Annotated in this window: 22 protein-coding genes and 1 pseudogene; 5 read left to right on the top strand and 18 right to left on the bottom strand. The window is 72.3% G+C overall.

Annotated features, from left to right (window positions below; genetic code table 11):
* Positions 1-4 precede the first annotated feature (4 nt).
* The gene (locus HJG52_RS19380) at positions 5-382 is read left to right on the top strand and encodes a GatB/YqeY domain-containing protein (RefSeq protein ID WP_206071164.1); all 378 of its coding nucleotides are present in this window, start codon (positions 5-7) and stop codon (positions 380-382) included.
* Here HJG52_RS19380 and HJG52_RS19375 read toward each other — a convergent pair.
* Both HJG52_RS19375 and HJG52_RS19370 read right to left on the bottom strand, forming a co-directional pair.
* Positions 353-1,615, bottom strand: a complete 1,263-nt coding sequence (locus HJG52_RS19375) for an MFS transporter (RefSeq protein WP_171245276.1) — start codon at positions 1,613-1,615, stop codon at positions 353-355. The two genes, HJG52_RS19380 and HJG52_RS19375, sit on opposite strands and share 30 nt — an antisense overlap.
* Positions 1,612-2,196: an ArsR/SmtB family transcription factor gene (locus HJG52_RS19370; RefSeq protein ID WP_171245275.1), complete on the bottom strand. Its 585-nt coding sequence runs from the start codon at positions 2,194-2,196 to the stop codon at positions 1,612-1,614. Before HJG52_RS19370 ends, HJG52_RS19375 begins: the two co-directional genes overlap by 4 nt.
* A 155-nt stretch (positions 2,197-2,351) precedes the next feature.
* On the opposite strand from HJG52_RS19370, the gene HJG52_RS19365 reads away from it, so the two are divergent.
* Positions 2,352-2,552 (top strand): hypothetical protein, encoded by a 201-nt coding sequence (locus HJG52_RS19365; protein WP_171245274.1) that lies wholly within the window; start codon positions 2,352-2,354, stop codon positions 2,550-2,552.
* A 103-nt stretch (positions 2,553-2,655) separates the two neighbouring features.
* On the opposite strand, the gene HJG52_RS19360 is transcribed toward HJG52_RS19365, so the two are convergent.
* The 13 genes from HJG52_RS19360 to HJG52_RS19300 all read right to left on the bottom strand — a co-directional run bounded on the left by HJG52_RS19360 (position 2,656) and on the right by HJG52_RS19300 (position 19,078).
* Entirely contained in the window at positions 2,656-3,687 is a 1,032-nt protein-coding gene (locus HJG52_RS19360; protein WP_171245273.1) for a lysylphosphatidylglycerol synthase transmembrane domain-containing protein, read from the bottom strand.
* Between the two features lie 114 nt (positions 3,688-3,801).
* Complete coding sequence (locus tag HJG52_RS19355; protein ID WP_171245272.1) at positions 3,802-4,170, bottom strand: UBP-type zinc finger domain-containing protein; 369 nt, start codon at positions 4,168-4,170, stop codon at positions 3,802-3,804.
* Positions 4,171-4,203: 33 nt separating this feature from the next.
* The gene (locus HJG52_RS19350; protein WP_171245271.1) at positions 4,204-5,352 is read right to left on the bottom strand and encodes a hypothetical protein; all 1,149 of its coding nucleotides are present in this window, start codon (positions 5,350-5,352) and stop codon (positions 4,204-4,206) included.
* Between the two features lie 208 nt (positions 5,353-5,560).
* Positions 5,561-6,748: a hypothetical protein gene (locus tag HJG52_RS19345; RefSeq protein WP_171245270.1), complete on the bottom strand. Its 1,188-nt coding sequence runs from the start codon at positions 6,746-6,748 to the stop codon at positions 5,561-5,563.
* 35 nt (positions 6,749-6,783) lie between these two features.
* Positions 6,784-8,070 carry a glycosyltransferase gene (locus tag HJG52_RS19340; protein ID WP_171245269.1) on the bottom strand — a complete coding sequence of 429 codons (1,287 nt, stop codon included), beginning with the start codon at positions 8,068-8,070 and terminating at the stop codon, positions 6,784-6,786.
* Positions 8,067-9,191 (bottom strand): glycosyltransferase, encoded by a 1,125-nt coding sequence (locus HJG52_RS21790; RefSeq protein WP_171245268.1) that lies wholly within the window; start codon positions 9,189-9,191, stop codon positions 8,067-8,069. The genes HJG52_RS19340 and HJG52_RS21790 overlap by 4 nt, the downstream gene beginning before the upstream one ends.
* Positions 9,188-11,113, bottom strand: a complete 1,926-nt coding sequence (locus HJG52_RS19330) for an O-antigen ligase family protein (RefSeq protein ID WP_171245267.1) — start codon at positions 11,111-11,113, stop codon at positions 9,188-9,190. Before HJG52_RS19330 ends, HJG52_RS21790 begins: the two co-directional genes overlap by 4 nt.
* The gene (locus HJG52_RS19325; protein WP_171245266.1) at positions 11,110-11,721 is read right to left on the bottom strand and encodes a hypothetical protein; all 612 of its coding nucleotides are present in this window, start codon (positions 11,719-11,721) and stop codon (positions 11,110-11,112) included. The genes HJG52_RS19330 and HJG52_RS19325 overlap by 4 nt, the downstream gene beginning before the upstream one ends.
* Positions 11,718-12,839, bottom strand: a complete 1,122-nt coding sequence (locus HJG52_RS19320; RefSeq protein ID WP_206071163.1) for a glycosyltransferase — start codon at positions 12,837-12,839, stop codon at positions 11,718-11,720. The genes HJG52_RS19325 and HJG52_RS19320 overlap by 4 nt, the downstream gene beginning before the upstream one ends.
* Positions 12,836-14,335, bottom strand: coding sequence for a phosphotransferase (locus tag HJG52_RS19315; RefSeq protein WP_171245265.1), 1,500 nt, complete (start codon positions 14,333-14,335; stop codon positions 12,836-12,838). Before HJG52_RS19315 ends, HJG52_RS19320 begins: the two co-directional genes overlap by 4 nt.
* The gene (locus HJG52_RS19310) at positions 14,332-15,801 is read right to left on the bottom strand and encodes a lipopolysaccharide biosynthesis protein (RefSeq protein WP_240978273.1); all 1,470 of its coding nucleotides are present in this window, start codon (positions 15,799-15,801) and stop codon (positions 14,332-14,334) included. The genes HJG52_RS19315 and HJG52_RS19310 overlap by 4 nt, the downstream gene beginning before the upstream one ends.
* Before the next feature lie 2 nt (positions 15,802-15,803).
* The gene (locus HJG52_RS19305) at positions 15,804-17,954 is read right to left on the bottom strand and encodes a glycosyltransferase (protein ID WP_171245263.1); all 2,151 of its coding nucleotides are present in this window, start codon (positions 17,952-17,954) and stop codon (positions 15,804-15,806) included.
* Positions 17,955-18,169: 215 nt separating this feature from the next.
* Positions 18,170-19,078, bottom strand: a complete 909-nt coding sequence (locus tag HJG52_RS19300; RefSeq protein ID WP_171245262.1) for a hypothetical protein — start codon at positions 19,076-19,078, stop codon at positions 18,170-18,172.
* Between the two features lie 115 nt (positions 19,079-19,193).
* On the opposite strand from HJG52_RS19300, the gene HJG52_RS19295 reads away from it, so the two are divergent.
* From HJG52_RS19295 to HJG52_RS19285, 3 genes are all read left to right on the top strand, one after another.
* Complete coding sequence (locus tag HJG52_RS19295) at positions 19,194-19,673, top strand: VOC family protein (protein ID WP_171245261.1); 480 nt, start codon at positions 19,194-19,196, stop codon at positions 19,671-19,673.
* 213 nt (positions 19,674-19,886) lie between these two features.
* Positions 19,887-21,506, top strand: a complete 1,620-nt coding sequence (locus tag HJG52_RS19290) for a DHA2 family efflux MFS transporter permease subunit (protein WP_346767862.1) — start codon at positions 19,887-19,889, stop codon at positions 21,504-21,506.
* A 275-nt stretch (positions 21,507-21,781) separates the two neighbouring features.
* Positions 21,782-22,609: an SDR family NAD(P)-dependent oxidoreductase gene (locus tag HJG52_RS19285; RefSeq protein ID WP_346767861.1), complete on the top strand. Its 828-nt coding sequence runs from the start codon at positions 21,782-21,784 to the stop codon at positions 22,607-22,609.
* A 46-nt stretch (positions 22,610-22,655) separates the two neighbouring features.
* Here HJG52_RS19285 and HJG52_RS19280 read toward each other — a convergent pair whose 3' ends face one another.
* The 3 genes and pseudogenes from HJG52_RS19280 to HJG52_RS21120 form a co-directional block, all read right to left on the bottom strand.
* Positions 22,656-23,513 carry an amino acid ABC transporter ATP-binding protein gene (locus HJG52_RS19280; RefSeq protein WP_171245259.1) on the bottom strand — a complete coding sequence of 286 codons (858 nt, stop codon included), beginning with the start codon at positions 23,511-23,513 and terminating at the stop codon, positions 22,656-22,658.
* The gene (locus tag HJG52_RS21125) at positions 23,510-24,133 is read right to left on the bottom strand and encodes an amino acid ABC transporter permease (RefSeq protein ID WP_240978271.1); all 624 of its coding nucleotides are present in this window, start codon (positions 24,131-24,133) and stop codon (positions 23,510-23,512) included. Before HJG52_RS21125 ends, HJG52_RS19280 begins: the two co-directional genes overlap by 4 nt.
* 66 nt (positions 24,134-24,199) lie before the next feature.
* Positions 24,200-24,898, bottom strand: a pseudogene (locus tag HJG52_RS21120) (transporter substrate-binding domain-containing protein); the annotation flags it as partial.
* Positions 24,899-24,948: the final 50 nt, after the last annotated feature.

Below are 24,948 nucleotides of genomic sequence, written 5' to 3'. Positions count from 1 at the left end.
GGGCATGACCACCGAGGGCACGGGCGCGGCCAACTCGATCGCCGAGCGGCTTCGCGCTGCCCTCGTGCCCGCGATGCGGTCCAAGGACACGGCCGCGATCAGCGCGATCCGGTCGGCCATGGCGGCCATCTCCAACGCCGAGGCGGTGCCTGCGGCCGAGCTGGACACCCGGGGCGGGTCCGGGCCGATCGCGGGGGCCGTCGGTGTGGGCGCGGCCGAGGCCGAACGGCGCCACCTCACCGAGGACGAGCAGGTCGGCATCGTGACCGAGGAGGTTCGCGAGCGCGACGCGGCCGCCGACGAGCTCACCCTCGCCGGTCAGCCCGAGGCTGCCGAACGACTCCGGGCCGAGTCAGCCGCCCTGCGTGGGCTGCTCGGCTGACTCGTCCACCGGCTCGCTGGCCGCGACCCGCTCGAGACGCCAGACGCTGGGCAGCGCGAGCGTCACCAGGCAGATGACGAGATAGACCAGCCCGGCGGTGCCCGCGAGCCAGCGCGCGTCCGCCACCGTGGACAGCACCCCAAACACCGTGGTCCCGACCGGGATCGCCAGGTACGAACCGAGCATGTCGTAGGACGACACCCGCGACATCGCCTGCGCCGGCACGTTCTCCATCATCGCGACGTTCCACCCGGTGCCGAAGACCTCCATCCCGGCGCCGGCCACCACCGCGACCGGGACCAGAAGGGCCGCGCTGGGAGCCACCCCGAGGGCGACGAGCGGCACGGCGAACAGGCTGGCGCCCACCATCCCCAGCCTCAGCGGGTGTCGCAGCCGCCAGTGCATCAGCACGAGGGTCATGACGATCGCACCCACCGACTCGGCGGCCAGGACGAAACCCCACCCGCGTTCGCCGAGCGTGTCCGGGTGCTGGGTCGCGAGGTAGGGACCGAGCACCATCCAGCCGCCGACGTGGATCGCGTTGAGGACGCCGAAGGCGACGACGATCACCCACAACCACTGGTAGCGCGTGAACTCCGACCAGCCCTCGCGCAGGTCCCGCACCATCGACGTGGTCGCTCGCGCGAGCGGCGGGATGGCGAGCCGGGCCAACGCGAGCGCCGCCACGGCATACGTCAGGGCGTCGAACGCCAGGGCCCACCCGGCACCCGGGCCGGCCACGATGAGTCCGGCGAGGGCCGGTCCGATGATCAGGGTTCCGTTGCGCGCGAACGACATCAACGCGTTTGCCTGTTGCAGGAGGCGGGTCGGGGTCACCTGCACGACGAGGCCCTGCAGCGCCGGAAGGGTGAACGCCGAGACCGCGCCGTTGAGGCACTCCAGGACGAGCACCGACGCCACCGTCGCGTGGCCCGTGATGACGAGCCACGCCACGGCACCCTGCGTCAGCGCGGTGGCCACGTGGGAGACGATCAGCACGAGCCTTCGCGGGAGGCGGTCGGAGATGACCCCGCCCACGAGGAGGAAGACGACCAGCGCAATGGTGCGACCGGCCAGGACCAACCCAAGCGCCTTCGCCGACCCGACCTCGAGCACCGCGAACGCCAACGCGACCGGCGCCATCGACGACCCAGTCAGCGAGATGGTGCGGGCGATGAAGAGCCAGCGAAAGTTCTTCTCCCGCAATGCCTCCCAGGAGTCGGCTAGCCTCACGTCGGGTCCTCGCCCAGCCCGAAGAGGATGGCCGTGAACGACACCGGCACGGTGCCCTCGGTGCGGGCCGGCCGCGCCCGCTCGTGGGCGAGGGTGCTGGCGCGCTCGACGAGCTCGACGACCTCGCTCCAGGTCTCCGGCTCGAGCCAGGTCTCAAGGTCGCTGTACACGGTGTCGCGCGCCAGCTCGGGACGGGGCTGGTGCTGCGCCGAGCGACGCTGCAGCTCGGTGGCGGTTGCGGCCAGGATGAGCTGGAGCGCGGCCGGGTCGCCGGCGCCGGTGCGCAGCCGCTGCGCCGTGCCACCCCGGCCCGGGCCGGCGTCCGTCTCCTTGGAGTAGCGGTACTTCTTGGCGACCCCGCCGCGGACCTTCTCGGTGCCGACCACGTCGACCCGGCCAGTGTCGGCCAGTCGCCGCAGGTGGTAGCTGGCGTTGGCCTGGGTGATGCCGAGCTCGCGCGCCACCTCGGCCGCGGACAGCTCGGAGCCGGTGAGCAGCGACAGGATGCGCAACCGCACCGGGTGGGCCACCGCGCGCAGCCGCCGCAGCCGCTCGGGCTCGGTCTCATCTCCCAAAGACATGTTTGACAGTGTGCTCGCTGACGTGGCTGGCTGTCAAACACTTCTTGGAGGGTATGCCGTGGGGTGGCCTCAGGTGGCAGCGGCGGCGAGCGTGCGGCGCGAGCCACGACGCGCAGGTCCCGAGGTCGCTGGCACACTCGGCGCATGGCGTCGACGTGACGGCATACGTGAACGACGAGCTCGCCGCCACCGACGACGCCCGCCTCGACGAACCCCGGTCGGCGGTCCTGTGGCACGAGTGGGGCGAGGAGTCACGCACCGTGGGCCAGAGCCTGCGCACGATCCTGCACGAGCACCTCGAGCACCACCGGTACGCCGAGCGCGACCTGGCGCTCCTGGGCCATCCGATGGCCTGATCACCGATCACTTCGCACGCGAACTGTGAGCTTCGCTCGGTCCACTAGTGCGTGCGAAGCCAGCTTTCCCGCTTGACGCGGAAAAGCTGGGACAGCGGGGGTGTTAGGCGGGGGCGACCACGCGGCCGCGGGTGCGCATGAGCCAGGCGCCGAAGGCCAGGCCGCCGACCGGGATCTCCATCCCGAAGATGAACGCCCGGTAGAGCAGCACCCCGGCCGCCGCCGGGGCCGCCTCGACCCCGAGCGCCACCAGCACCCCGACCATCCCCAGCTCGACGATCCCCGTGGCGCCGGGCGTGATCGCCGCCATCGTGAGGATGCGCTCCACCGCGAACGCCGCGCCCACGACCGCCGGGTGCACCTCCGCCCCGATGACCCGGAAGCACAGCCACAGCAGCACGGCCTGCAACGCGGCATACGCGAGCTTGCCGCCGACCATCCGCCCCCACCCGTGGGCGACGAGGTCGGCGCTGTCACGCCGGAACGATGCCGCCCACGCGGCATACCCACCCTCGGGCGGCCGCACGAACCGCACCCGGCGCACGACCCGGTCGGCCACCCGACCGAGCCAGCGCACCGCGCGGTCGTCGCGGGCGACGAGCCAGACCGCGAGCACCGACGCGGTGAGCAGACCGAGGCCGACGTATGCCGCGGTGCTGACCGAGCCCTTCACCTCCAGGCCCGCGGCGCCGAGCCACACCAGCGCCAGCCCGGGCAGGACGAACTTGAGCAACGTGTCGACAAGGTTGGTCAGCACCGCCCACCGCCCGAACGCCACCGTGGTGAAGCCCCACGTCCGCGCCATCCGCCAGTTCGCGACCGTGCCGACCGCGCCCCCGAGCGGCATCAGGTTGGAGACGAACGAACCAGTCAGGTTGAGCAGCAACGCCCTGCGGTGCGTGAGGCCGGGCAGCGCGGCGGTCAGCGCCGGCGTCTGCACCCACAGCCCGGCGAGCCAGACGACGGTCAGCAGCACCAGCTGCGCCCCACTCAGCCCACCAAGCACCCCTGCGATCTGCGACCACTGCGCGCCGGCAACCTTGGGCAGCGCGACCGCGATGATGCCGGCAGCGGCAGCACCGGAGACGAGGAGCTTGACGGCCGTGCGCGGGACCGGGGCGAGTCGGGTGGCCATGACAGCAAGCCTGTCGGGCCGGTCACCCCCGGCACATCAGGGCAGATACCCAGTTGACCCTGAGAACACCCTGACCGGCGGCCACCTCACGCGAGGCGGGCCACCGGTTTCGCGTCACTGGTTGATGTGGTCCATCCAGTCCTCCGGCACGGCGCCCTCGGGCCCCGGCACCGGCTGGTCAGCGGGGTGGCTCTGCGGGTCGGCGAGGGCCGGCCCGACGAAGCCCTTCTGCTCGCGGAAGTCCCAGAACCAGTCCTCACCCGGTTCGTAGCTGCGGATCACCGGGTGGCCGGTGCCCTCGAAGTGGTGCGTCGCGTGCTGGCTCGGTGAGGTGTCACAGCAGCCGACGTGGCCACACTGCGCGCACCGGCGCAGGTGCACCCACCAGCCACCGGACTCAAGGCACTCCACACACCCCGGGCCGCTGGGTGGCACCTGCGGGTCGATGCCGTCCTGGGTGGTCCCGTCCGTGTCGTTGGCCATGCTCGGCAACCTACGCGCCGAGGGCGTCGAGCACTACCGGAGTGCGGAGCACACCGACTGCGGTGCGGTCTTCTTCGCCACCGTCGGGGGCAGGGTCAGCACCTGGAACCGGCTCTTCGGCAGCTTGGCCAGCGACGCCCAGTCGCTCGTCGTGCCGAACATCGCGGCGTAGGGGTCGTAGCCGAGGCCGTAGGGGTGCGCGGCGTAGAGGGTGGTGCCGCCGCTGGTGTCGCCGAGCACCATGCCGTACTGCTGCAACGCCTTGGCCACGACCTCCTCGGCGCGGTTGAGGCGGAGTGTGGACAGGTCGAGGGTGGGGTCGAGCCGCACCCGCGCACCGATCGGCAGCGCGTCGGGGAGGTCGGTGCGCCCGTCCGAACGGGTCGCCGGCGGCACCGGGAGGCCCGACTTGGTGTAGGGGTAGGCGAAGACGAGGGCGTGGTCGATGGAGCCGCTCTCGATCTCCTGCGGCCAGATGAGGCCGAGTGCGGCGGAGAACCCCGCCGCTCGCGTGCCGCCGCCGTCCGGGTAGATGCCCGAGCCCGACATCGGTGTCGCGTTGGCCCAGTTGGCCGCCCAGCCCGTGGTCGTCTGTCGCGCCCGGTAGACGTCGTAGACGCAGTCGTTGCTCTCCTTGACCACCGTCAGGTGTCCGTCACCTGCAGGATCGGGCTGGGCTCCGGCGGGCATCGGCAGCCCGTCGAACAGCGTGATGCCAGAGCCCCAGGTCTCGGTGAGGGTCACCTTCGACAGGGGGGTGCTGCTGGTCGCGCCATAGACCGGGACGGTCCACTGCCGCAACGAGATTACGAGGTTTCCCGTGTTCATCCGGGAGATGTATGCCGTGCTGGCCGGGTCGACGGTCATGGCGTCGACGCGCTGGCGGAAGGGACCGGTCGGGAACAGCTTCGTCGGGTCGACCGTGGTCGTGGTGACCGGCGGGGTCGTCGTCGAGGTGGGTGGCGTCGTGGTCGTGACCGGCGGGCTCGTCGTCGAGGTGGGCGGCGTCGAGGTGGAGGTCGGCGTGGGGGTGGCGGGCGTCTTGACCGGCTTCGCGGCCCGGGCGGCCGACCCCACGTAGGTACGGACCACGCGCTGGGTGGACGACGACGGGCCCAATGGGCGGCCCTCGGCGGGGCTCGGCGCGGCCACCAGCCAGACCGCCGCGGCGGTGGCCGCCATGGCTGGCACTGCTCTACGGGGGGAGGTGGTTCGTGATCTCATCGCAGCGAGAACCTAGGCAGGCGACGTCATCCACCGAGCCCAAATGGCTGCTCACACTGCCGAACTGGCGAGAAGTTCCTCATCCAAATGGATGAGAAGAGATGAGATATCCCTGCCCGAAAGCGACGGTTGCCCCGAGTCCGGGGCTGCCGCGCTCGACGCTCGACTACTCCAGCTGGCCGCAGGACGACGCGGACGCTGCGCCCTGCGCCGACTCACCGGGCACGTCCACGACCTGGAAGCGGCCCTTGGGCAGCTTGGCCAGCGAGGCCCAGTCACTCTTCGTGTCGAAGATGGAGGGGTAGGGGTCGGCTCCCAGGCCGAGCGGCTGCGCGGCATACAGGGTGAACCCGCCGCTGGTGTCCCCGAGCACCATGCCGTACTCCTGCAAGGCCTTGGCCACGACGCGCTCGGCGCGGCTCAGGCGCAGGCGGGACAGGTCCAGGCTGGGGTCGAGGCGCACCCGTGAGCCGATGGGCAGCGCGCCCGGGTCGGTGCTGCGGCCGTCGGACCGGGTGGCCGGCGCGACCGGGTCGCCCGCGCGGGTGTACGGGTAGCCGAAGACGAGCGCGTGGTCGATGCGCCCCCGTTCGATCTCCTGCGGCCACACCAGTCCCAGCGCTGCGGAGAAGCCGGCCGCCCGGGTGCCGCCGCCGTCGGCATAGATGCCCGAGGACCCGAGCGGGATCGCGTTGCCCCAGTTGGCGGCCCACCCGGTGCCGTCCCGGCGCGCGCGGTAGAAGTCGTAGACGCAGCCCGTGCTCGGCTGCACCACCGTGAGGTGTCCGTCGCCAGCCGGGTCGGGCCGGACGCCCGCAGGCATCGGCACCCCGCTGAGCTCGGTGATGCCGCTGCCCCAGGTCTGGGTCAGCGCGACCGTGGTCCTGGGTGTCGACTGCTGCGCGGCGTAGACCGGAACGGTCCACTGCCGCAACGAGATCACGAGCTTCTCGCTGCTCATCCGCTGCACGTAGGACGCCGAGGCCGGGTCGACCGGTGCCCGACTGACGACCGTGCGGAACGGCCCCGTCGGGAAGAGCTGGGCCGGGTCGAAGGCCACGGGCCCCACCTGGCGTTGCGGGGTGACGGCGGGTGCCTGGATGCGCGGCCCGGTCGGTGCCGTGGGTGTGGGTCGCTTCGTGGTCCGGCTCGCCGGGGTCGGCGGGCGCGTCGTCGTGGCCGTGGTGGTGCTCGGTGACGGTGCGGTGCTGCGCGGGCCCCGCACGTCGGTCTCGCGCGGCTGCGCCTGACCGGCCGACAGGCGGGCGGGGGCACCCTCCGGCGACCGCTGCATCGTCAGGGCCACCGACACGAGGGCAAGCACGAGCACGACCACACCCGCGGTGACGGGCACGACTCGGGACCCCCTGACGGCATACCGTCGCGGACTCAGGTCCGTCTCCTCTCCAGGACCGTGGTGCCAAAGGCAGCATCGTATGCCGCGTGCACCACCTCGGGCGCGTACCGCTCGGCATACAGGCGGGCGGCATCGCGGCTGGCAATCTCCCGCTGCACGGGGTCGGCCAACCGGGCGAGCTCACGGCCGGCCTGCCGGGCCGAGGACGTCACGACCAGCCCGTCGCCCGACTCGGCGATCCCCTCCGCACCCACGGCCGTCGTCACGACGGGCAGGCCACGAGCCATGGCCTCGAGGACCTTGATCTTCACCCCGGAGCCGAAGCGCAGCACGTTGACCATCGCGCAGCTCGGCGCCACCAGGGCGTCGAGGTCCTCGACGAAGCCGTGCAGCCGCACGCTGTCCCCGAACTGGCGGGCCAGCTCGACCACCTGCGGCGAGGCGCCGCGCCCGATGACGTGCAGCACGGCGTCCGGCCGCTGCCGCAACAGCTCCGGCATGCCTTCCCGCAGGAACCACGTGAGCCCGTCGTCGTTGTGCGCGATCGACAGCAGCCCGACGAAGCAGAACTCGGGCCGCCCCGACCACGGGGCCCGCGTCGTCGACGGCACCGACACCAGCGGGGGCACCGCCTGCACCGCGGCACCGGACCGCTCGCGCAGCAGCTGCGCCTCCTCGGCGTTGAGCAGCAGGGACAGCTCGGCCTGCCGCGCCGCACGCAGCTCACGACGCTGGACCAGCCGGCGTTCGAGCAGCAGCAGCCAGCGCCGCACCGACTGGTGGCGGGTGAGCCCGCGCAGGACCGACGGCACGTGGACCGTGAACTGGCCGAGCGGGTCGAACTGGCTGCCGCGGTCGTCGTCGAGCACCCCCAGCATGCGGCGGTAGCGCTCGCTGAACAGGTCGTCGAGGTAGAGGACCCGGCGACCACGCGGCCGGTGGTGCTCGACCAGCTGGGCCATCCGGATGGTGTCGATGACCTCGAGGTCCGCGTCGATCTCGGTGAGCAGGGTGCCGAGCCGGTGGGCCACCTGCCCCGAGGCCGTGAAGGCCTCCTGCAGGCTGAGCCCTTGAACCGGCACCCCCCACAGGAGGCTCCGGACCAGCTCGAGGCGGCCGCGTCGCCCCGCCTCGTGGACGGTGACCCCGTCGAAGCCGGCCAGGCTCGTCAACGGATTCCCGACGTGCACGTAGTGGATCTCGGCCGCAGGCATCCGCGACCGGAAGTGCTCGAGGAAACCAGCGATGACCACGCTCTTCCCGCTGTCCTGCGGGTAGGGCGCCACGGCGCTGACGATGACGACTCGCTGGACGGTCATGGGGCCTCCCTTGTCACGGGTCCCCCGGCTGCCTGGGTGTACAGGTCGTGCAGTCGCGACGCCCACACCGGTGCCGCGAACTCCTTGTCGTAGCGCTCCCGCCCGCGTCGGCCCAGGGCCGCGCGCCGGGCAGGGTCGCCGACCAGCTCGAGCACGGCTGAGCGCAGCTGGGCCGCCGATCCGGCCGGGACGAGGACGCCCGCCCCGCCGTCGAGGATGTCCGTCAGGCCGCCGACGTCGGTCGCGACGACGGCCCTCCCGCTGGCGATGGCGCTCACCACGGAGGTGGGCAGCGCGTCGGCCCGGCTGGGATGCACGACGAGGTCGCTCGCGGCGAGTAGGTCGTCGACGTCGGTGCGAAAACCCAGCACCCGCACGCGATCTCGCAGCCGCGGGTCGGCGCCGACCCGTCGCCGCACGTCCTCCAGGAGCGGACCGTCACCGGCGAGGGCAGCCACGAGCGGCACCTCGTCTGGTATGCCGCTGAGCGCGTCGAGGAGGTCGGCGTGCCCCTTCTCGGGGCGCATGAGCGAGACGGTCAGGGCCAGCACCTCGTGCGGCTGCACGCCCAGCTCGGCCCGGACCTCGTCGCGGGAACGGGTCGGCGCGGGTTCGGCAACGCCGTTGGGCACCAATGCGATTCGTTCCGGGTGAGGTGCCCACACGGCATACCAGTCGCGTTGTGCGCCCGACAGGGCGACGGTCCGGGCGGCGAGCCGGGAGCGCAGCGCCGCCGCGAACCGCACGCGAAGGCGCGCCGCTGGGGTGGTGGGGTCCTCGATGACGTGCAGCGTCGACACGGCAGGCAGGCCGACCAGCCGGGCGGCCGCGCCGCCCACGACGTCGGCGTGCTTGAGATGCGTGTGCACGAGGTCCACACCCTCGGACCGCAACAGCCCGGCGACGGCACGCACGACGGTGGGGTCGTAGCGCGGGCGGTGCAGCTCGTGGACGCGGGCACCGAGGGCACGCAGCCGCTGGGCGGTGCGGTTGTCCTCGGCGTCGGACAAGCCGATGACGACGACCTCGACGCCCGTGTCGGCGGCGGCCGGCACCAGGTGCTCGAGGACCGTCTCGGCGCCGCCCGCACCGAGGGAGTGGATGACGTGGGCGACCTTCACGCGGTCTCCTCCAGGTCGTGCCACGCGGGCCTGGGCCGGATGCGACGGATGGCCGCCAGGACTCCGGCCAGGGCCCCGAGCAGGCCACCACCCGCTCCGGCAAGGACGACCGTGACGAGGCGGTCGCTCGAGGGCACCACCCGCACCTCGCTCCAGCGCACCGTGTAGAGCCGGTCGAGACCGGTGTGCTCGAGGACCGAGGGGGTGCCGGCGGCGACCTCCTCCAGCTGGGCGATCGCGGCGGGGCCGTTGGGGGCGGACGCGGTGAGCGTGACGAGGCCGCTGCTCGGGTCGCCCTGCGCATCGACGACGCTGCGCGAGTTGGAGCCGAGGGCGACCGCGAAAGTGGGCAGCACCGCGGTCCGCGTGCGCAGGCTCAACGCGTAGGTGCCGTCGTCGACGGGCACCAGCCAGCCCGAGAGCGTGGTGCGCGAACCGCCGGAGAGCGCGAATGCCGCGGCCACCGCGACCACGGCGCTGATGACGCCGGCGCCCACGGCCCACCCGGCACCGGCCCGCACCTCACCGACGAAGGAGCCGCGGTCGGTGCGGTGCGCGCCGACGTCGTGCACGACGTCCGGCTCCGCGGCGGTCGCGGCACGCGCCTCGCGGTCGAGCACCGCGGCCAGGACGATGACGATGAGCAGGATCCGGGCATAGGTGAGGTGGAGGAAGGCGCTGGCCACCGACCAGGCGACGATGCCGGCGAGGGCCGCCGCGGCATACGGTCGCAACCCGGCGACCCGGGGGTCCGGTGAGGCGGCCGCGACCCGCAGGGCCCGCACCGCGAGGCAGCACGCGGTCACCACGAGGGCGAGCCAGGTGAGCAGGCCGAGGATGCCGGACTCGGACCACAGGGCGAGGTAGAGGTTGTGGGGTGCCACCACCCGCGTGAGGCTGAGGTCGGTCGTGGCGGCCTCGCGGGCGAAGACCTGCGCGTAGCCACCCGGGCCGATGCCCGTGAGGGGTGACTGCTCGATCATCCGCAGCGCCACTTCCTGGGTGGCCAGCCGCTCGATGACCGAGCCGTCCGCACCCGCGCGCTGGGCGTTCTCCGAGACGCTGAAGGTGCTGAGCAGCCGGCTGCCCACGCCGGGGACGACGAAGACCGCGGCGCCCGCCGGGACGACCCACCACAGCCGCCGCAGGGGCACACCCGCCGCGAAGACGAGCACCGCGAGCGCCACGGCCGCCGCCAGGAAGGTGCCGCGCGACCCGGTGAGGTAGACGCTGAGCAGGATCGCCACGATCCCGCCCGAGGTCACCAGCGCCAGCAGCACCGACCGGCGCGGCTCACGCCGGACCACCCGCCGCCACAGCAGGGTAGTGATGACGAGGGCGAACGGCAACGCCAGCACGAGGAACCGCCCCCAGAAGTTCGCGTCGGGCACGGGGCCGGCGTGCCGGGCGGCGATGACGCCCACGCCGAGCGCGGTGGTGACGGTGTCGAACCCACCGAACGAGTAGGTGTTTCCCAGCACCCACTCGTTGATGGGCGCGAAGACGCAGACGAGGGCGAGCGGCGCGGCGAGGCTCGTCGCCAGCGCTGGCCAGCGCCACCGCCGCGGCGACGCCGTCACGAGTGCGAGCAGCACCGCGACGAACACCAGCTCCTTGAGGCCGTCCGTGACGGCGGTCGCGGTGACCGTCGGGTTGACCGTCGACTGGGTCGCCGACAGGGCCAGGGCCAGGACGTAGCAGGCCATGGCCCCCAGGACCACCAGCGGCAAACCGCGCAACCAGTCCCGCGCGGTCAGGACGGCCGTGAGCGCGCCGACCCCCAGCAGCGCCGTGAACCCGGAGAAGGGCAGCATCGAGTCGAGCACGCCGTAGGCGCCGGAGAACTCCGCGGCGACCAACAGGCACGCGACGACGAGCGCGACGACGGAGCCGTCACGCCGGGGGGCTGGGGTGGAGGTCACGCGCCGCGAGCGCTCCTGCCGGCGTAGACGAACCGCCACACGGCGGCACCCGCGACGACGGCGGCCACGAGGACGAGCACGAGCATCAGGCCGCGCGACAACCCCACCACGGTCGCAGTGGGATTGGTGTCGTCGAGGCGCTCGACCTGGTAGGGCGCGAGCGCCTTGTCGACCTCGGGGTCGGCGTTGGCGACGACCGTCTCGACAAGCTTGGTGGCCTGGGCCGCGGTGCTGGCCTGTGCGGTCACCTGGATCACCGCGCTGGGGGTGACGACGCCGGCCTCGACCGTGCCCCGCTCACCGGCGTGCCAGCGCTCCTGGCGGAAGATCTCGGCGGCCGTGGCAGCCACCTGTCCGCGGCTGAGCGAGTCGAACAGGGCTGCGGCGTCGGAGTTGCTCGCGGTCTGGCTGGGGCTGACGAGGACATCGACCTGCGCCTCGTAGACGGGAGCCTGGGCCAGGACGTATGCCGTGCCGAGCGCCCCGACGGCGAGGGCAGCCGCCAGGCCGAGCACCAGGGCCCAGAACGGCCGCCGGTTCCTGCGTGGGGTGGGGGAGTCCGTGGTGGACGGCTCCTCCGTGGTGGACGGGTCCGTGCTGGACGTCATGGTGTCCTTTCCTTGCTGCGGGTGCCGAGCACCTCGGTGTAGAGATCGGTGAGCTGGTCGACCCAGCGGGTCATGCCGAAATGGTCCAGCGCTCGTGACCTGGCCGCATCGCCCATTCGGGCCCTGCTGTCGGGGTCGTCGACGAGGTCGGTCAGTGCGGCGGCGAGCCGGTCCGGGTCGTTCGCCGGCACGAGCCGTCCGGTCACGCCGTCGCTGACGACCTCGCCGGTGCCCCCCACATCGGTGGCGACGACCGGCAGGCCGCTCGCGGCGGCCTCGATCAGGGCGGTCGGCAGCGCCTCGGTGTGCGACGCCGACACGACGCCGTCGACCTGGCGCAGCAGCTCGGGCACGTCCTCCCGGGCGCCGAGCAGCTCGACCCGGTCGCGCAGGCCGAGCCGGGCCACGAGCTCGCGCAGGTGGTCGGCCTGCGGCCCGTCACCGGCGACGAGGAGGTGTGCCTGCGGATGGCTGCTCACCACCCGGGCCCAGGCGTGGAGCAGGTCGTCGTGGCCCTTGGGTGCGCGCAGTGCCGCGAGCGCCAGCCACGTCGGCGGCCGCTCGGTGCGGTGCTCCGGCGGCCGGAACCGGTCGAGGTCGACCGCGTTGTGGATGACCCGCCACGAGTCCTGGGCCGGGCCGTGCCGGCGCGCGAACTCGTCCTGGGCGAACTGCGACACGAACACCAACCGGCCCAGCCGCGTCGGCACCCGCACCGACATCCGTTCCTTGAGCCACTCACCACGCGGGAGGTCCTCAGGGACGTGGTGAAGCGTTGCGACACAAGGGATCCCGGCTAGGCGAGCTGCAAGCGGCACGACCGTCGCGGCATACCCGAGGTGGGCGTGGACGACGTCAGTCCCGCTTTTGCGCAGCTGGCCGACCAGACGCGACAGGCCCGGGGCGTCGAGGAGCCGGCGGACGCCGAGGTGGACCGGGCGCAGCCCGGCCGCCTCCAGCCGCGGGAGCATGGCGTCCCGCCCCAGACCCTCCGGCGCGAGGCTCGCGGCGCGCACCACGAGGTCGGGCGACGGTTGCGCGCCCAGGCTCGCGACGAGCTGCTCGGCCCCGCCGAAGCTGAACGAGTCGAGGACGTGCAACACCTTGGTCGCGGTCATGACCGCACCCATCCGTCGGTGCGCGGCCGCCAGGGCGACCCGTCACGCAGCCACGACTGCCACAGGTGCTCGACCGCGGCCAGCCACTCGCGTCGTCGCGTCTCGGTCGTCGCCGCGGCCGGCCCGCCCTCGAGCGCGATGAGCACGAGCTGGGCCAGGACCAGTGCCTCGACGTCGTCGGGTTCGAGCTCCTGGTCCAGTGCGGACAGCAGGGTCCGCACGCGCCTGGCCGTGACGGCACCGTCGCCACCGCGGGTGAGCGCCCGGGCCACCGCCGGACCGACGGCAACATCGTCGCTGAGCTCGGTCACGACCCAGGTCAGGAGGTCGAAGAGCGCGTGCCCGACCCGGCCGGACTCCCAGTCCATGACGCCGATCGAGGCGCCGTCGGGGGCGCGCACGACGTTGCCCCGCCACAGGTCGCCGTGCACGAGGCCGGGACGTTCCTTCGACACGACGAGTCCGCGCAGGACTGCCGCGCTGAGGCCGGGGTCGCGGAAGGCCGAAGCCACGTCCACGGGCAGCGCCTGGTCGGTGGTGGGAATCTCGCCCAGGGCCACACTGCGGCTGGCGAGCGCGAGGTCCCGGACCCACCGGTCGACGAGGTCCTCGAGGTTCTGCCCCGCGGCGGCCCGCCCGCGTGGTCCGATGGCGCGGGCGTGGACCGCGTGCCCGGGCAGGTGCGTCTGGGTGATGGCGAGCCAGCCCGGCGTCTCCTGCCACTGCGCGAGCCGCGGGACGGACCCGTCCAGGCCGCCCATGGTGGCCAGGACCGTCAGGGCACGGAACTCGGCGCGCAGGTCGTCGGCCTGGGCGGGGCCGGCCACCTTGGTGTGGACCGTCGGCTCACCGGAGGCGTCGGCCCAGGTCAGCACCACCCGGCCGGAGGTCGGGCCACCGGCCAGGTGCAGCACTGCCGGGGCCGAACCGGTGGCGACGCCGCCGGGCCAGCGCAGCGTCGTGTCGGGACGGCCGAGCAGCACCGCGCGCCCCTCGAAGAAGTAGCGGCCGACGCCGGGCAGCTGGTTGGCGATGCTGCCGAACCGGCTGCGCCAGCCCCAGCGCTCGCGCGCCGACGCTCCCAACCACCGGATTGCCTGCCTCGGCCCCTCACGGACGAGGTGGACCGGGGAGGACGGTGAGTCGGTGCACCGGAAGGACGCGTGGACGACCAGGCCCGTGCGGTCGGCAACCCGGCGGACGGCCGCTGCGCGCCACCCGCGCCACAGCACCCACACCGGGCCGTGCGGTGCCTCGCCGGCCTCGGCGCACACGGCCTCGAGCTGTGCCGCGGCGCTCGCGGCCCCGTCGGCCACGACGATGACCGCGGCGTCGGGCCGTGGCCGGTCGACGATCAGCTCACGGCCAGCCGCCCACTGGTCCGGCCGCAGGTCGTTGCCACGCACGGCGTCGGCACGCACGTGGACACCCGACGCGTCGCTCAGGGCCGTCGACAGCACGGCCACGCCGGCGAGCCTGTCGGTGTGCCGAGTCATGCCCTGGCTCCTCGCACCTGGGCGACGATCGAGCGGATCTGGCGCACCGCCGCGCGGTCGAGGACGGACAGGGCCGCGACGTAGACCACGGCCCCGGCCACCATGAGCAGGAGCAGGCGCAGCAGGTGCGGCCAGTCGGGCAGCAGCGCCCCCAGGAGCACCACCGCACCCCACATGACGACGCCAGCGACCACCGGTGCGATGACGGCGCGCAGCTGGGCACCCATGCCGATGCCGATGTACCGGCGCACGATCCCGGCCCGCATGACGGCGAACACGACGTGCAGGCCGACGAGGGTCCCGGCCACGGCGGTGATGGAGTGGCCGGCCGCGACCCACAGGGCCGGCAGCATCAGGACGAGCTTGACCACGGCGAGCCACAGCAGGATGTGCGCGCGACCGGTCGCCTTGTAGAGCTCTCCCGCGTGGAACGTCAGTGCGTAGACGGCCCCGTAGATCCCGAGGAACTGCAGCACCGGCACGCTGGCGGAGAAGGCGCTGCCCAGCACGACGGGGACGGCATCCGGCGCCGTGGCACTGAGCCCGGCCCCGATCGGCACGATGAGCGTGGCCACCGCCGCGGTGGTCATGAGGTACTGGTCACGCAGCCCGGTGTGGTCCCCCTGCCTCGCGGAGAAGGTGGAGAACAGCACCTGGCCGATGACGGTGCAGACGCTGATGACGAGCAGCTCCGGCAGCCGGAAGGCCACCGTGTAGTAGCCGAGCTGTTCCGCCCCGAGCCGACGCCCGATGAGGAGGTAGTCGAGGTTGTCGAGCAGCAGCGCCGCCAGCGACACCCAGGCGAGCTGCCCACCGTAGGTCAGCAGCGAGCGCGCCACCGGCGGCGACCAGCCCGACCGGATCGGGTCGTCGACGTGGCGGCGGTAGGCGATCCAGTAGCCGATCGTGGTGGCCGCCGATCCCGCCACCTGGCCCCACGCGAGGCTCCAGACACCCCACCCGGCGAGTGCGAGCGCGATCGAGACCACGCCCTTGGCGACGGCGCCCGCCAGCTCGGGGGCGGTGCGCTGGCGGAAGTACATGTGCCGTCGCAGCGCGGCATCGGGGAAGACCGCGAGGCCGCTGACGGCGAGGCTGATGGCGAGCACCTGCAGCACCGGCGCGAGGTTGCGGTCACCGAGCAGCTCCCCGATCTGCGGGGCGAAGACGGCGCAGAGGCCGGCGAGGACGACCGCCCCGACGACGGTGAGGATGAAGCCGGTCGGCGCGAGCTTGCTCCACGGGCCCGGCCGCTGCACCAGCCCCTGACCGACACCGACGTCCTTGAGCCGGTCGAAGACGCCGAGCGCGACGAGGCCGAGGGCCAGCAGGCCGAAGGCGGACGGCTCCACGAGCCGCGCCAGCACGATGGTGACGACGAAGGTGACGAACCGGCCCGCGCCGAACTGGGCGAGGTTCCACAGGACACCGGTGACGAGGCTGTTGCTGCGCCCCCGGGTGGCCATGCTCACCGCCCACCCCAGACGGTGTCGACGGCGGCCGCGACCTCGTCCCACGAGGCACCGGCGGTCAGGAGCCGCTCCCCGGCCTCCCCGAGGCGCTCGGCGAGGTCCGGGTCGCGCAGCATCGTCACCAGGGCGTGCGCCAGCGCGACGGCGTCACCGGGTTCGACGAGCAGGCCGGTCACCCCGTCGGCCACGACCGCGGGGATGTCACCGACCCGGGAGGCGACGACGGGCCGCCGGAAGGTCTGGGCGAGGTGCGCGACCCCGCTCTGGCTGCTGCGCAGATACGGCAGTGCCACGACCCGCGCCGGGTCGAACACCGACGGCACGTCCTCGACGGCGACGTAGCCGGTGCTCACCTGCGCACCGACGGCGCGGGCCCGGCGGTCGAGGTCGGCGGCGTCGATGTCAGCGCTGAGCGGGCCGACGATGCGCAGCGTCGCCTCGGGCACCTGCGCGGTGACGTGCGGCCAGGCCTCGAGCAGGACGTCGATCCCCTTGTATGCCGTGATGGTGCCGAAGGTGAGCACGTCGGGTGGGGTGCCGGTCACCGGCTTGACGGAGTCGGCCGGGTAGATGCGCTCGTCGCCGTGGGGGACGACGGTGACGGTCGCGCGGGTCGGCCAGGTCTCCTCGAAGACCTGCCGGGTCTGCTCGCCCAGGACGTAGACGTGGTCGACGACGGCATACGCGCCGGCGAGCGCTCGCGTGAGCAGGCCGCTGTCCCGGTATGCCGCGCCGTCGCCGCCACCCTGCTCGACGAGGGGGCGCGGCTCGTGGGCGACCATGACGAGCCTGGCGTGCGGCAGCACGCGGCGGACGACCTGCACGCCCCAGCCGTCGACGGGGAAGCGCCAGGCCGACCACATCACGACGTCGGGTCGACGGATCGCGAGGACCGCGACGACCTGGACCCAGGCGAGCACGTGCTGCCCCGCCCGGACGACGCGGCGCAGCTTGCGCCACCACGCGGGCGGCGGCTTCTCGTCGTGGGGGTGCCAGGTCGGCAGGACCGGCTGGATGTGGCAGCCCGGCTCGCGCGACGCCAGCTCGGGGCGGGGTCCGGTGAGGACGTCGACCTGGTGACCGCGGCGGGCCAGCCCCTCCCCGAGCTGCACGGCGAACTGGAACAGCCCACCGGCCGGCGGGAACTCAACCATCGTCACGCGCCGGGACCGCGGCCGGGCGTCGACCCGGGTGGCGCCGAGACGTCCGGCCAGCTCGACCAGCCGGGCGATGTGCCGCTGTGGGGAGTAGTGGGTCGTGACGAATGCACGCGCCGCGGTGCGGATCCGCTCGACGGCCTCGGTGTTCGCGGGGTCGAGCGCCCAGCGCAGGGCATCGGCGAGGGCCTCGGGTGTCGGGTCGACGACGAGACCGGTGACGCCGTCCTCGACGTGCTCACGCACACCGAGGCTGTCGGTGACGATGACGAGCTTTCCGAGCGCCATCGCGGTGAGGTAGGTGGACTGGCCGGCGGCGCGGTCGTGGCGCTGCTGGAGCGGCACGACCACGACGCTGGCCGACCGCAGCGCCTGGTCGTAGGCGGCGGGACGCAGCTCGCGCACGTCGACCCCGGGCGGCACCGGAACGTCCCCCGGCAGCGCGAAGTCCGGCGCGGACACCAGCGCCGGGACCCGCAGCAGCGCCATCGCCTCGAGGAAGGGCCGGTAGTCGCGCACCGACTGGCCACCGGCGAAGACCGGCCCGTCGTGACGCACGTCGTCGAGCGGGTCGGCGTCGGGGACACCGTGGTACCAGGAGGCATGGGTCACCCGCTCGGGCGCGATCCCCCACGTGCGCGGGAACACCTCGGCCTCGGCCTGCGACCCGACGCTGAAGGTCACGTTGGGGCGGTCGAGTAGCCGCACCCCGACCCGGCTCAGGACACGGTCGAGCACCGAACCGCCGGTCGACCAGGTGCAGTCGGTGAGCAGGACAGGGGTCTGCGGAGCGAGACGCGATGCCACCGCGGCGGCGACCTGGTCGGCGCGTCCCGACCCGTCGAGGACGAGGCCCATTCCCCTGCGCGCCGCGCGGGCAACGCGACTGACCCTGCGCACCAGGCCCGGGTCATCGGACGTCAGGCACCGGGTGGCGCTGACCCACTCGGCCCTGTTCGGGTAGCGCAGGGTGGTTGCGACCAGCGCCATGTGGCTCTCCTTGCAATCCCTGCCTTGCAGGCACCAACCCTAGGCAGCAGTTGAAGCCTGCACTTACGACAAACGCATGAGTCCGTCGTGGACGGATCGTGGACACCGCGGCCGCCCTGCCCCACCTCGCGCCCGCCTTGCGTCTGCGTGAGTGGTTGTCATGGCCACCGTTCACGCAGACGTTGCCGTATGCCGCGGGGACGCGTCTGCGCTGGTCAGTCGCCTTGCAGCGCAGCGAGATCGGCCTCGGCGGCCTTGCGCGCCCGCACCGCGTCGGTGACCGCCTCGAGTGCGCGCTCGTCGGCGGCGCGGGCCTTGGCGAGCTGGCGTTCCACGACGGCCAGCCGCTCCCGCGTCTCCTCGGCCTTGGCCCGGGCGGCCTCGACCGCCTCCTGCGCCGCGGTGAGTGCGGACCGGCGGCGTTCCAGCTCCGCCTCGCGGGCCGCCTCCGCGGCGGCCGTGTCGTCCGCGTCGTCGACGTCGTCCGCAGGCCCCTCGGCACCGGCGTCCGCGCCGGTTCCTTCACCCTGACCCGCGTCCGTGGACCCGGCCGTCCGCGTGGCCGCCCCGGAGCCCTGGATGACGGTGAGGATCGCACCACCCGTCGTGCGCGCCACCGCATCGCTGAGGTCGACCTCCCCGAACCCCGAGTACGACAACGCCCTCGTCAGCTGCCCCGACGCCACCGCGGCCTGCGCCGTCTCGTCCGCGAGCGCGGCGATGCCGGTCGCGCGCACCGTGTCGAGCACGGCCGGGCTCAGGCGGCGGTCGTGCGCGGCGGCCACGTCGGTCGCCGCCTCGACCAGTGTGGCGAGGACGGCGTCGCGCTCACCGCGCATGCCGGTGAGGGCGGCGGTGTCCATCCGCGACTGTGCACCCCGCATTCGCTCCCCCACGTCGGCGAGGTCCTCGACGACCTCGACGCGTTCGCGCGCCACGACGTTGAGGGCCCACGCCGCGAGGCTGGGCTTGCGCAGCTGGCCGATCTCCTTGGCGGTGGCGGCATCCCCCGCCGCCTTCACCTCGGCGACCACGCTCTTGCGCAGCGCCATGAACTCGTCGGGCTCCACGGCATACAGGCGCTGCATCGCCTCACCCAGCGCATCGGGCACGCGGTCGCTCACCCACCCGACGGTAGCGGTCCGCGGGCCGGCCGCGATGAGTTCCGGCGGCTGCGCCGGTCAGAGCAGGCAGACGGTGGGCAGCAGGCCCGCCGGCCCACCGACCCCGGAGGTCACCATGCCCCGCACCTATCCCTGCCTGTGGTTCGACACCCAAGCCGAGGACGCCGCACAGTTCTACACCTCGGTCTTCCCCAACAGCGAGATCACGACCGTGGCCCGCTACCCGAGCAGCGCCGGCGACCGCGCCGGCGACGTGCTGACCGTCGCGTTCGAGCTCGACGGCGTGCCCTACGTCGCGCTCAACGGCGGACCACAGTTCACCTTCGACGAGGCCATCTCGATCACGATCGACTGCAAGGACCAGGACGAGATCGACCACTACTGGACCGCGCTCACCGCCGACGGCGGCGAGGAGGGGCCGTGCGGCTGGCTCAAGGACCGGTTCGGGCTGTCGTGGCAGGTCGTCCCCGAGAACTGGGACGAGATCGCCGCCAGCTCCGACCCGGACCGGGCGGCCCGCGTCTTCGACGCGCTCATGAAGATGGGCAAGATCGACATCGCGGCCCTCGAGGCGGCCGGCGACGGCACTGCCTGAGTCTGAGCCCGTGCCACCGGACCCGGTCGATGGCCGGGTTGCTGGGGATTCATGACCGGTATGCCGGGAATTTCCCCGCCCGGAGAAAAAGTTGGTGAGATCGGGCATAGACGGTCGCTAGCCTTGGTTGGCCTGTTCCGGGCGGGTTGCAGTGTCGCGAACGCCCCACGGTTTCTTTCCCTATCCGATTCTTCGCCTCGAAGAGGTAACCCTGTGGCTGCACCTGCCCAGATCGAGTACCCCGAGAAGATCGACGCCGCCGTCCTCAAGGTCGCTGGCGTGGTCGTTCTCGGGGCGATCATGTCCATCCTCGACATCACCGTCGTCAACGTCGCGCTGCGCACGTTCCAGACGGCCTTCGCCGACGGGGGTGAGCCGCTTGCCTACTCCACCGTCGCGTGGACCGTCACCGGGTACACGCTGGCCCTCGCCACCGTCATCCCGCTCTCCGGTTGGGCCGCCGACCGGTTCGGCACCAAGCGCCTCTACATGTTGGCGATCCTGCTGTTCACCGCCGGTTCGGTGCTGTGTGCGGCCGCGACCTCCATCGAGATGCTCATCGCCTTCCGCGTCCTGCAGGGCCTGGGCGGCGGCATGCTCATGCCGCTCGGCATGACGATCATGACCCGCGCCGCCGGTCCGGCCCGCATGGGCCGCCTCATGGCGATCCTCGGCGTGCCGATGCTGCTCGGCCCGATCTTCGGCCCGATCCTCGGTGGCTGGCTGATCGACCACTTCTCGTGGCACTACATCTTCCTCATCAACCTGCCGATCGGCCTGATCGCGCTGGTCTACGCCTACTTCGCCCTGCCGAAGGACAACCCGCAGCCGTCCGAGTCGTTCGACTTCGTCGGCATGGCGATGATGAGCCCCGGCCTCGCCGCGTTCCTCTACGGCGTCTCCTCCATCCCGGAGGCGGGCGGCATCGGCCACGCGAAGGTGCTCGTCCCCGGCCTGGCCGGTCTGGCGCTCATGGTGGCGTTCGTGCTCTACAGCTTCAAGCCCGCGCACCCGCTGCTCGACCTGCGGCTCTACCAGAACCGCAACCTCACCGTCGCCAGCATCACGATGTTCATCTTCGCTGCGGCGTTCTTCGGCGGGCTGCTGCTCATCCCCCAGTTCCTCCAGCAGGTGCAGGGTGAGACGCCGCTGTCCGCCGGCTGGCTGGTCGCCCCGCAGGGTGTCGGCGCCATGCTGACGATGCCGATCGCGGGTGCGCTCGCCGACAAGTTCCCGGTGGGCCGCATCGTGCCGTTCGGGCTGCTGCTCATCACCGGTGGCATGTTCGCCCTCACCCAGATCGAGGCGGACTCCTCGCACTGGGGCTTCCTCATCCCGGTCCTGTTCGTCATGGGTCTCGGCATGGGCGGCACGATGATGCCGATCATGACCTCGGCGCTGAAGACGCTGAAGAACCACGACGTGGCCCGCGGGTCGACCCTGCTCAACATCACCCAGCAGATCGCGTCGTCGGTCGGTGTGGCCATCTTCTCGGTCGTCCTCACCAACCAGTTCAACGACCGCCCGCTGGTCACCCAGGCGAGTGAGCTCGCGGGGAAGACGCAGGCGCAGCAGCAGCAGCTGATCCCCAAGCTGCCTGATGTCGCAGCCTTCCTGGCTAAGTTCGGTGCCGACCAGGCGGCCGCGACGAAGGCCCTCGGGGCCGAGGTCGCCAAGCTGTCGGCCGAGGCGTTCGCGCACACCTTCTGGGTGGCCGCGTTCCTCGTCGCGCTGACCCTGGTCCCCGCGGCCTTCCTCCCGCGCAAGCGCGAGAAGTCGCACCTGCTCGACGACGGTGACACCGAGGGCACGCCCGCGGTGATGGTCCACTGACCGAGTCACCTTCTCGCTGAACGCAATCGGCGCCCATCCCGTTCGCGGGGTGGGCGCCGACTGCGTTGCGTCTGCGTGAGTGGTTGCCATGGCCGCCGGTGACGCAGACGTCCCAGGTATGCCGCGTGGCCGCCCAAGTGACCATCGGCACCCGGGTGAGCACCCGGCATACCCCCACTGTGTCGAGAGCTGACGAAAGTGGCGCGAATGCACCCACTCCGGCGGGGCGCACGTGCATTCCTGCCGGAGCCGCCACTTCCCGACAGACTGGCGTCGTGACGTCTACTCCCTCCGCCACCCCAGCCGACCGGCCCGGCATGGCGCGGTTCGCCGGGCGCACTGCCCTGGTCACCGGCGCCGCCCACGGCATCGGTCGCGCCATCGCCACCCGGCTGCACGCCGAGGGCGCCAGCGTTTTGCTCGCCGACCTCGACGTCGACGCGGCGACGGAAGTGGCCGACCGACTGGGCGATGGCCGCGCGGCCGCCCGGCGGTGCGACGTCACGGCCGCCGCTGACGTGGCCGCGATGGTCGCGGCCTGCGTCGACGCCTTCGGTGCCCTCGATGTCCTCGTGGCCAACGTCGGCGTTGCCAGCGGCGAGGGGTTCGACGGGCTCGACGACGAGGCGTGGGACCGCCAGGTCGGGCCCACCCTGCGTGGCACGATCCGATGCGTCCAGGCGTCAATGCCGCGCCTGCTGACCTCGCGGCACGGGGGCGCGGTGGTGATGACCGGGTCGGTGAACGGGCTGTCCGCCTTCGGCAACGTCGGCTACTCGGTGGCCAAGGCCGCGCTGCCCAACCTGGCGCAGAACCTCACCGTCGAGTACTCCGCGGCGCGGGTCGGCGAAGGGCAGCGGCCGGTGCGGTTCAACGTCGTGGCGCCCGGCACGGTCCGCACGCGCGTGTGGGACACCCAGCACCCCGACGCCCTCGTACCGCTCTACCCGATGGGGCGGTTGGGTGAGCCGGACGACATCGCGGCGGCGGTGGCGTTCCTCGCCTCGGACGACGCCGCCTGGGTCAGCGGCGTCACGCTGCCGGTCGAGGGCGGCATACTCGCCGGACCGGCGCTCGCGTTCCAGGAGCGCAACCCGGGTTGAGTGCCTGAGACCGACCCATGGGTAGGTCTCAGGCACTCGACTCGGCTCAGATGGGTTCCATGATGCGGCGCAGGAACGCCTTGGTGCGCGCCTGCTGCGGGTCACCGATGACCTGCTCGGGGGTGCCGCGCTCGACGACGAGGCCCTCGTCGATGAAGAGCACCTGGTCGGCCACCTGACGCGCGAACCGCAGTTCATGCGTGACGACGACCATCGTCCACCCTTCTGCGGCAAGCGTTTTCATCACGCCGAGCACCTCGCCAACCAGCTCGGGGTCGAGCGCGGAGGTGGGCTCGTCGAAGAGCACCACCTGCGGGCGCAGGGCCAGCGCCCGGGCGATGCCAACACGCTGCTGCTGCCCGCCCGAGAGCTGGAAGGGGTACTTGTCCACGTGGGCCGACAACCCGACCTCGTCGAGCAACCGGCGGGCGCGCTCGGTGGCCTGGGCGACGGGCTCGCCCTGCACGACGACCGGCCCCTCGAGCAGGTTCTGCAGGACGGTGCGGTGAGCGAAGAGGTTGTGCGCCTGGAACACCATGCCGCTCTTGGACCGCAGCGTCGCCAGCAGCTCGCGGGTCCGCCGGTCGAGCCTGCGCTTGGGGCCCGGGTGGATCTCCCCGAAGTCGACGGTGCAGTCGCCCACCCTGACCACGCCGGCATCGGGGATCTCGAGCGCGTCGAGCGAACGCAGCAGCGTCGTCTTGCCCGAACCCGACGGACCGATGACGCAGGTGACCGTGCCCGGCTCGACGGTGAACGAGATGTCCTTGAGGACCTCATGCGCGCCAAAGGACTTCGCGAGGTGGTCGACGGCGACGAGGGGTATGCCGCGTGCTGCCGTGGGCGGCGCGACGGAGCCGCCGTCGGTGGTCGAGTGGTCGGGGCGGGGCGTGTGGTCGGTCATGAGGCGACGAACCTGTTCAGTCGGACCTCGGTGCGGGACTGGATGAAGGACAGCACGAGGCAGGCGAGGTAGTAGTAGACGGCGGCCATGAGGTACATGGTGAAGAACTGCAGCGACGGCGCCGCCGCGATCTGGGCCTGCCGCAGCAGGTCGACGACGAGGATCACCGAGGTGAGCGAGGTGTCCTTGAGCAACGAGATCAGCGTGTTCGACAGCGGCGGCACCGCGGTGCGCGCCGCCTGCGGGATGATGATGCGTCGCAACGTCGTCACCCGGTTCATGCCGATCGTCTCGGCCGCCTCCCACTGCCCCTTGGGCAGGGACTGGATGGCCGCGCGGATCACCTCCGCGGCATACCCGGCGACGTTGAGGCTCAACGCGATCACCGCGGCCGGGAACGGGTCGATCTTCACCCCGAACTCGGGCAGCCCGTAGAAGATGATGAACAGCTGGACGAGCAGTGGCGTCCCGCGGATCACCGAGATGTAGAACCGCGCCAGGTTGGAGAGCACGGGGTTGGGCGACATGCGCCCCAACGCGACGAGCAGCGCCAGCACGAGGCCGATCGCGAAGCTGATGAAGGTCAGCGGGATGGTCACCTTGATGAGCTGGCGCAGCATGGGCCAGGCGTTGTCGCGCACGAGGTCCCACCGGCTGGGCGCCTGCGCCTTGGGCGTGAAGTACTTGTCGTAGATGCGCTTGGTCGTGCCGTCCGCCTGCAGCTCGTTGATGGCCTTGTTGATCGAGGGCATGTAGCCGGATCCCTTGCGGGCAGCGAACACCGACCGACTCGTGTCGTCCGTCTCGGCGACCACCTTGACGCCCGGGTCGGGGCGGGTGGCGAGGTAGTTCTGGATCGCGAGCTTGTCGTTGACGACGACGTCGACCCGGCCCTGTCGCAGGTTGTCGATGGCGAGCGCCATGGCATCGACGCCGACAATCGTGGCGCCGGCGTTCTTGGCCACCTCGGCCCAGTTGCTCGTGAGGTTCTCGGCTGCGCGCTTGCCCTTGAGGTCGGCGAGGCTCTTGATGGAGTCGTCACCGTCGCGGACCACGATGACCCCGGTGGTCTCGATGTACGGCTCGGACAGGTCGTAGAGCGCCGCCCGTTCCTCGTTGTAGGTCACCTGGTTGGCGACGAGGTCGAACCGGTCGGTCTCGAGCGCGGCGAACATCGCGTCCCACGGAGTCTCGACGTACTCGACCTTGGTGCCCAGCTTGGCCGCCAGCGCATCCATGTACTCGATGTCGAAGCCGGTGAGCTTGTTGGTCTTCTCGTCGTGGTAGCTGAACGGCGGGTAGACGCCCTCGGTGCCGACCCGCAGCGTCGCCGGTATGCCGGGTGCCCGGGTCGGTGCGGGCGCCGGCGCCGAGCCCGTGGGCACCGCCGGCGAGGTGGGAGGCGTGGTCGCCGCCGGAGCCGGCGGGGCCGCTG

This window comes from Knoellia koreensis (genome assembly GCF_013041615.1).
Taxonomy (GTDB): domain Bacteria; phylum Actinomycetota; class Actinomycetes; order Actinomycetales; family Dermatophilaceae; genus Pedococcus; species Pedococcus koreensis.
Note: the sequence above shows the minus strand (reverse complement) of the source record. Positions and strands in the feature narration are given on the sequence as shown.

Coding starts and splice junctions, on each gene's coding strand:
- HJG52_RS19380 (WP_206071164.1), top strand. CDS start 5: ATGACCACCGAGGGCACGGGCGCGGCCAACTCGATCGCCGAGCGGCTT.
- HJG52_RS19370 (WP_171245275.1), bottom strand. CDS start 2,196: ATGTCTTTGGGAGATGAGACCGAGCCCGAGCGGCTGCGGCGGCTGCGC.
- HJG52_RS19360 (WP_171245273.1), bottom strand. CDS start 3,687: ATGGCCACCCGACTCGCCCCGGTCCCGCGCACGGCCGTCAAGCTCCTC.
- HJG52_RS19355 (WP_171245272.1), bottom strand. CDS start 4,170: ATGGCCAACGACACGGACGGGACCACCCAGGACGGCATCGACCCGCAG.
- HJG52_RS19350 (WP_171245271.1), bottom strand. CDS start 5,352: ATGGCGGCCACCGCCGCGGCGGTCTGGCTGGTGGCCGCGCCGAGCCCC.
- HJG52_RS19340 (WP_171245269.1), bottom strand. CDS start 8,070: ATGACCGTCCAGCGAGTCGTCATCGTCAGCGCCGTGGCGCCCTACCCG.
- HJG52_RS19325 (WP_171245266.1), bottom strand. CDS start 11,721: ATGACGTCCAGCACGGACCCGTCCACCACGGAGGAGCCGTCCACCACG.
- HJG52_RS19320 (WP_206071163.1), bottom strand. CDS start 12,839: ATGACCGCGACCAAGGTGTTGCACGTCCTCGACTCGTTCAGCTTCGGC.
- HJG52_RS19315 (WP_171245265.1), bottom strand. CDS start 14,335: ATGACTCGGCACACCGACAGGCTCGCCGGCGTGGCCGTGCTGTCGACG.
- HJG52_RS19310 (WP_240978273.1), bottom strand. CDS start 15,801: ATGGCCACCCGGGGGCGCAGCAACAGCCTCGTCACCGGTGTCCTGTGG.
- HJG52_RS19305 (WP_171245263.1), bottom strand. CDS start 17,954: ATGGCGCTGGTCGCAACCACCCTGCGCTACCCGAACAGGGCCGAGTGG.
- HJG52_RS19295 (WP_171245261.1), top strand. CDS start 19,194: ATGCCCCGCACCTATCCCTGCCTGTGGTTCGACACCCAAGCCGAGGAC.
- HJG52_RS19280 (WP_171245259.1), bottom strand. CDS start 23,513: ATGACCGACCACACGCCCCGCCCCGACCACTCGACCACCGACGGCGGC.
- HJG52_RS21125 (WP_240978271.1), bottom strand. CDS start 24,133: ATGCTGCGCCAGCTCATCAAGGTGACCATCCCGCTGACCTTCATCAGC.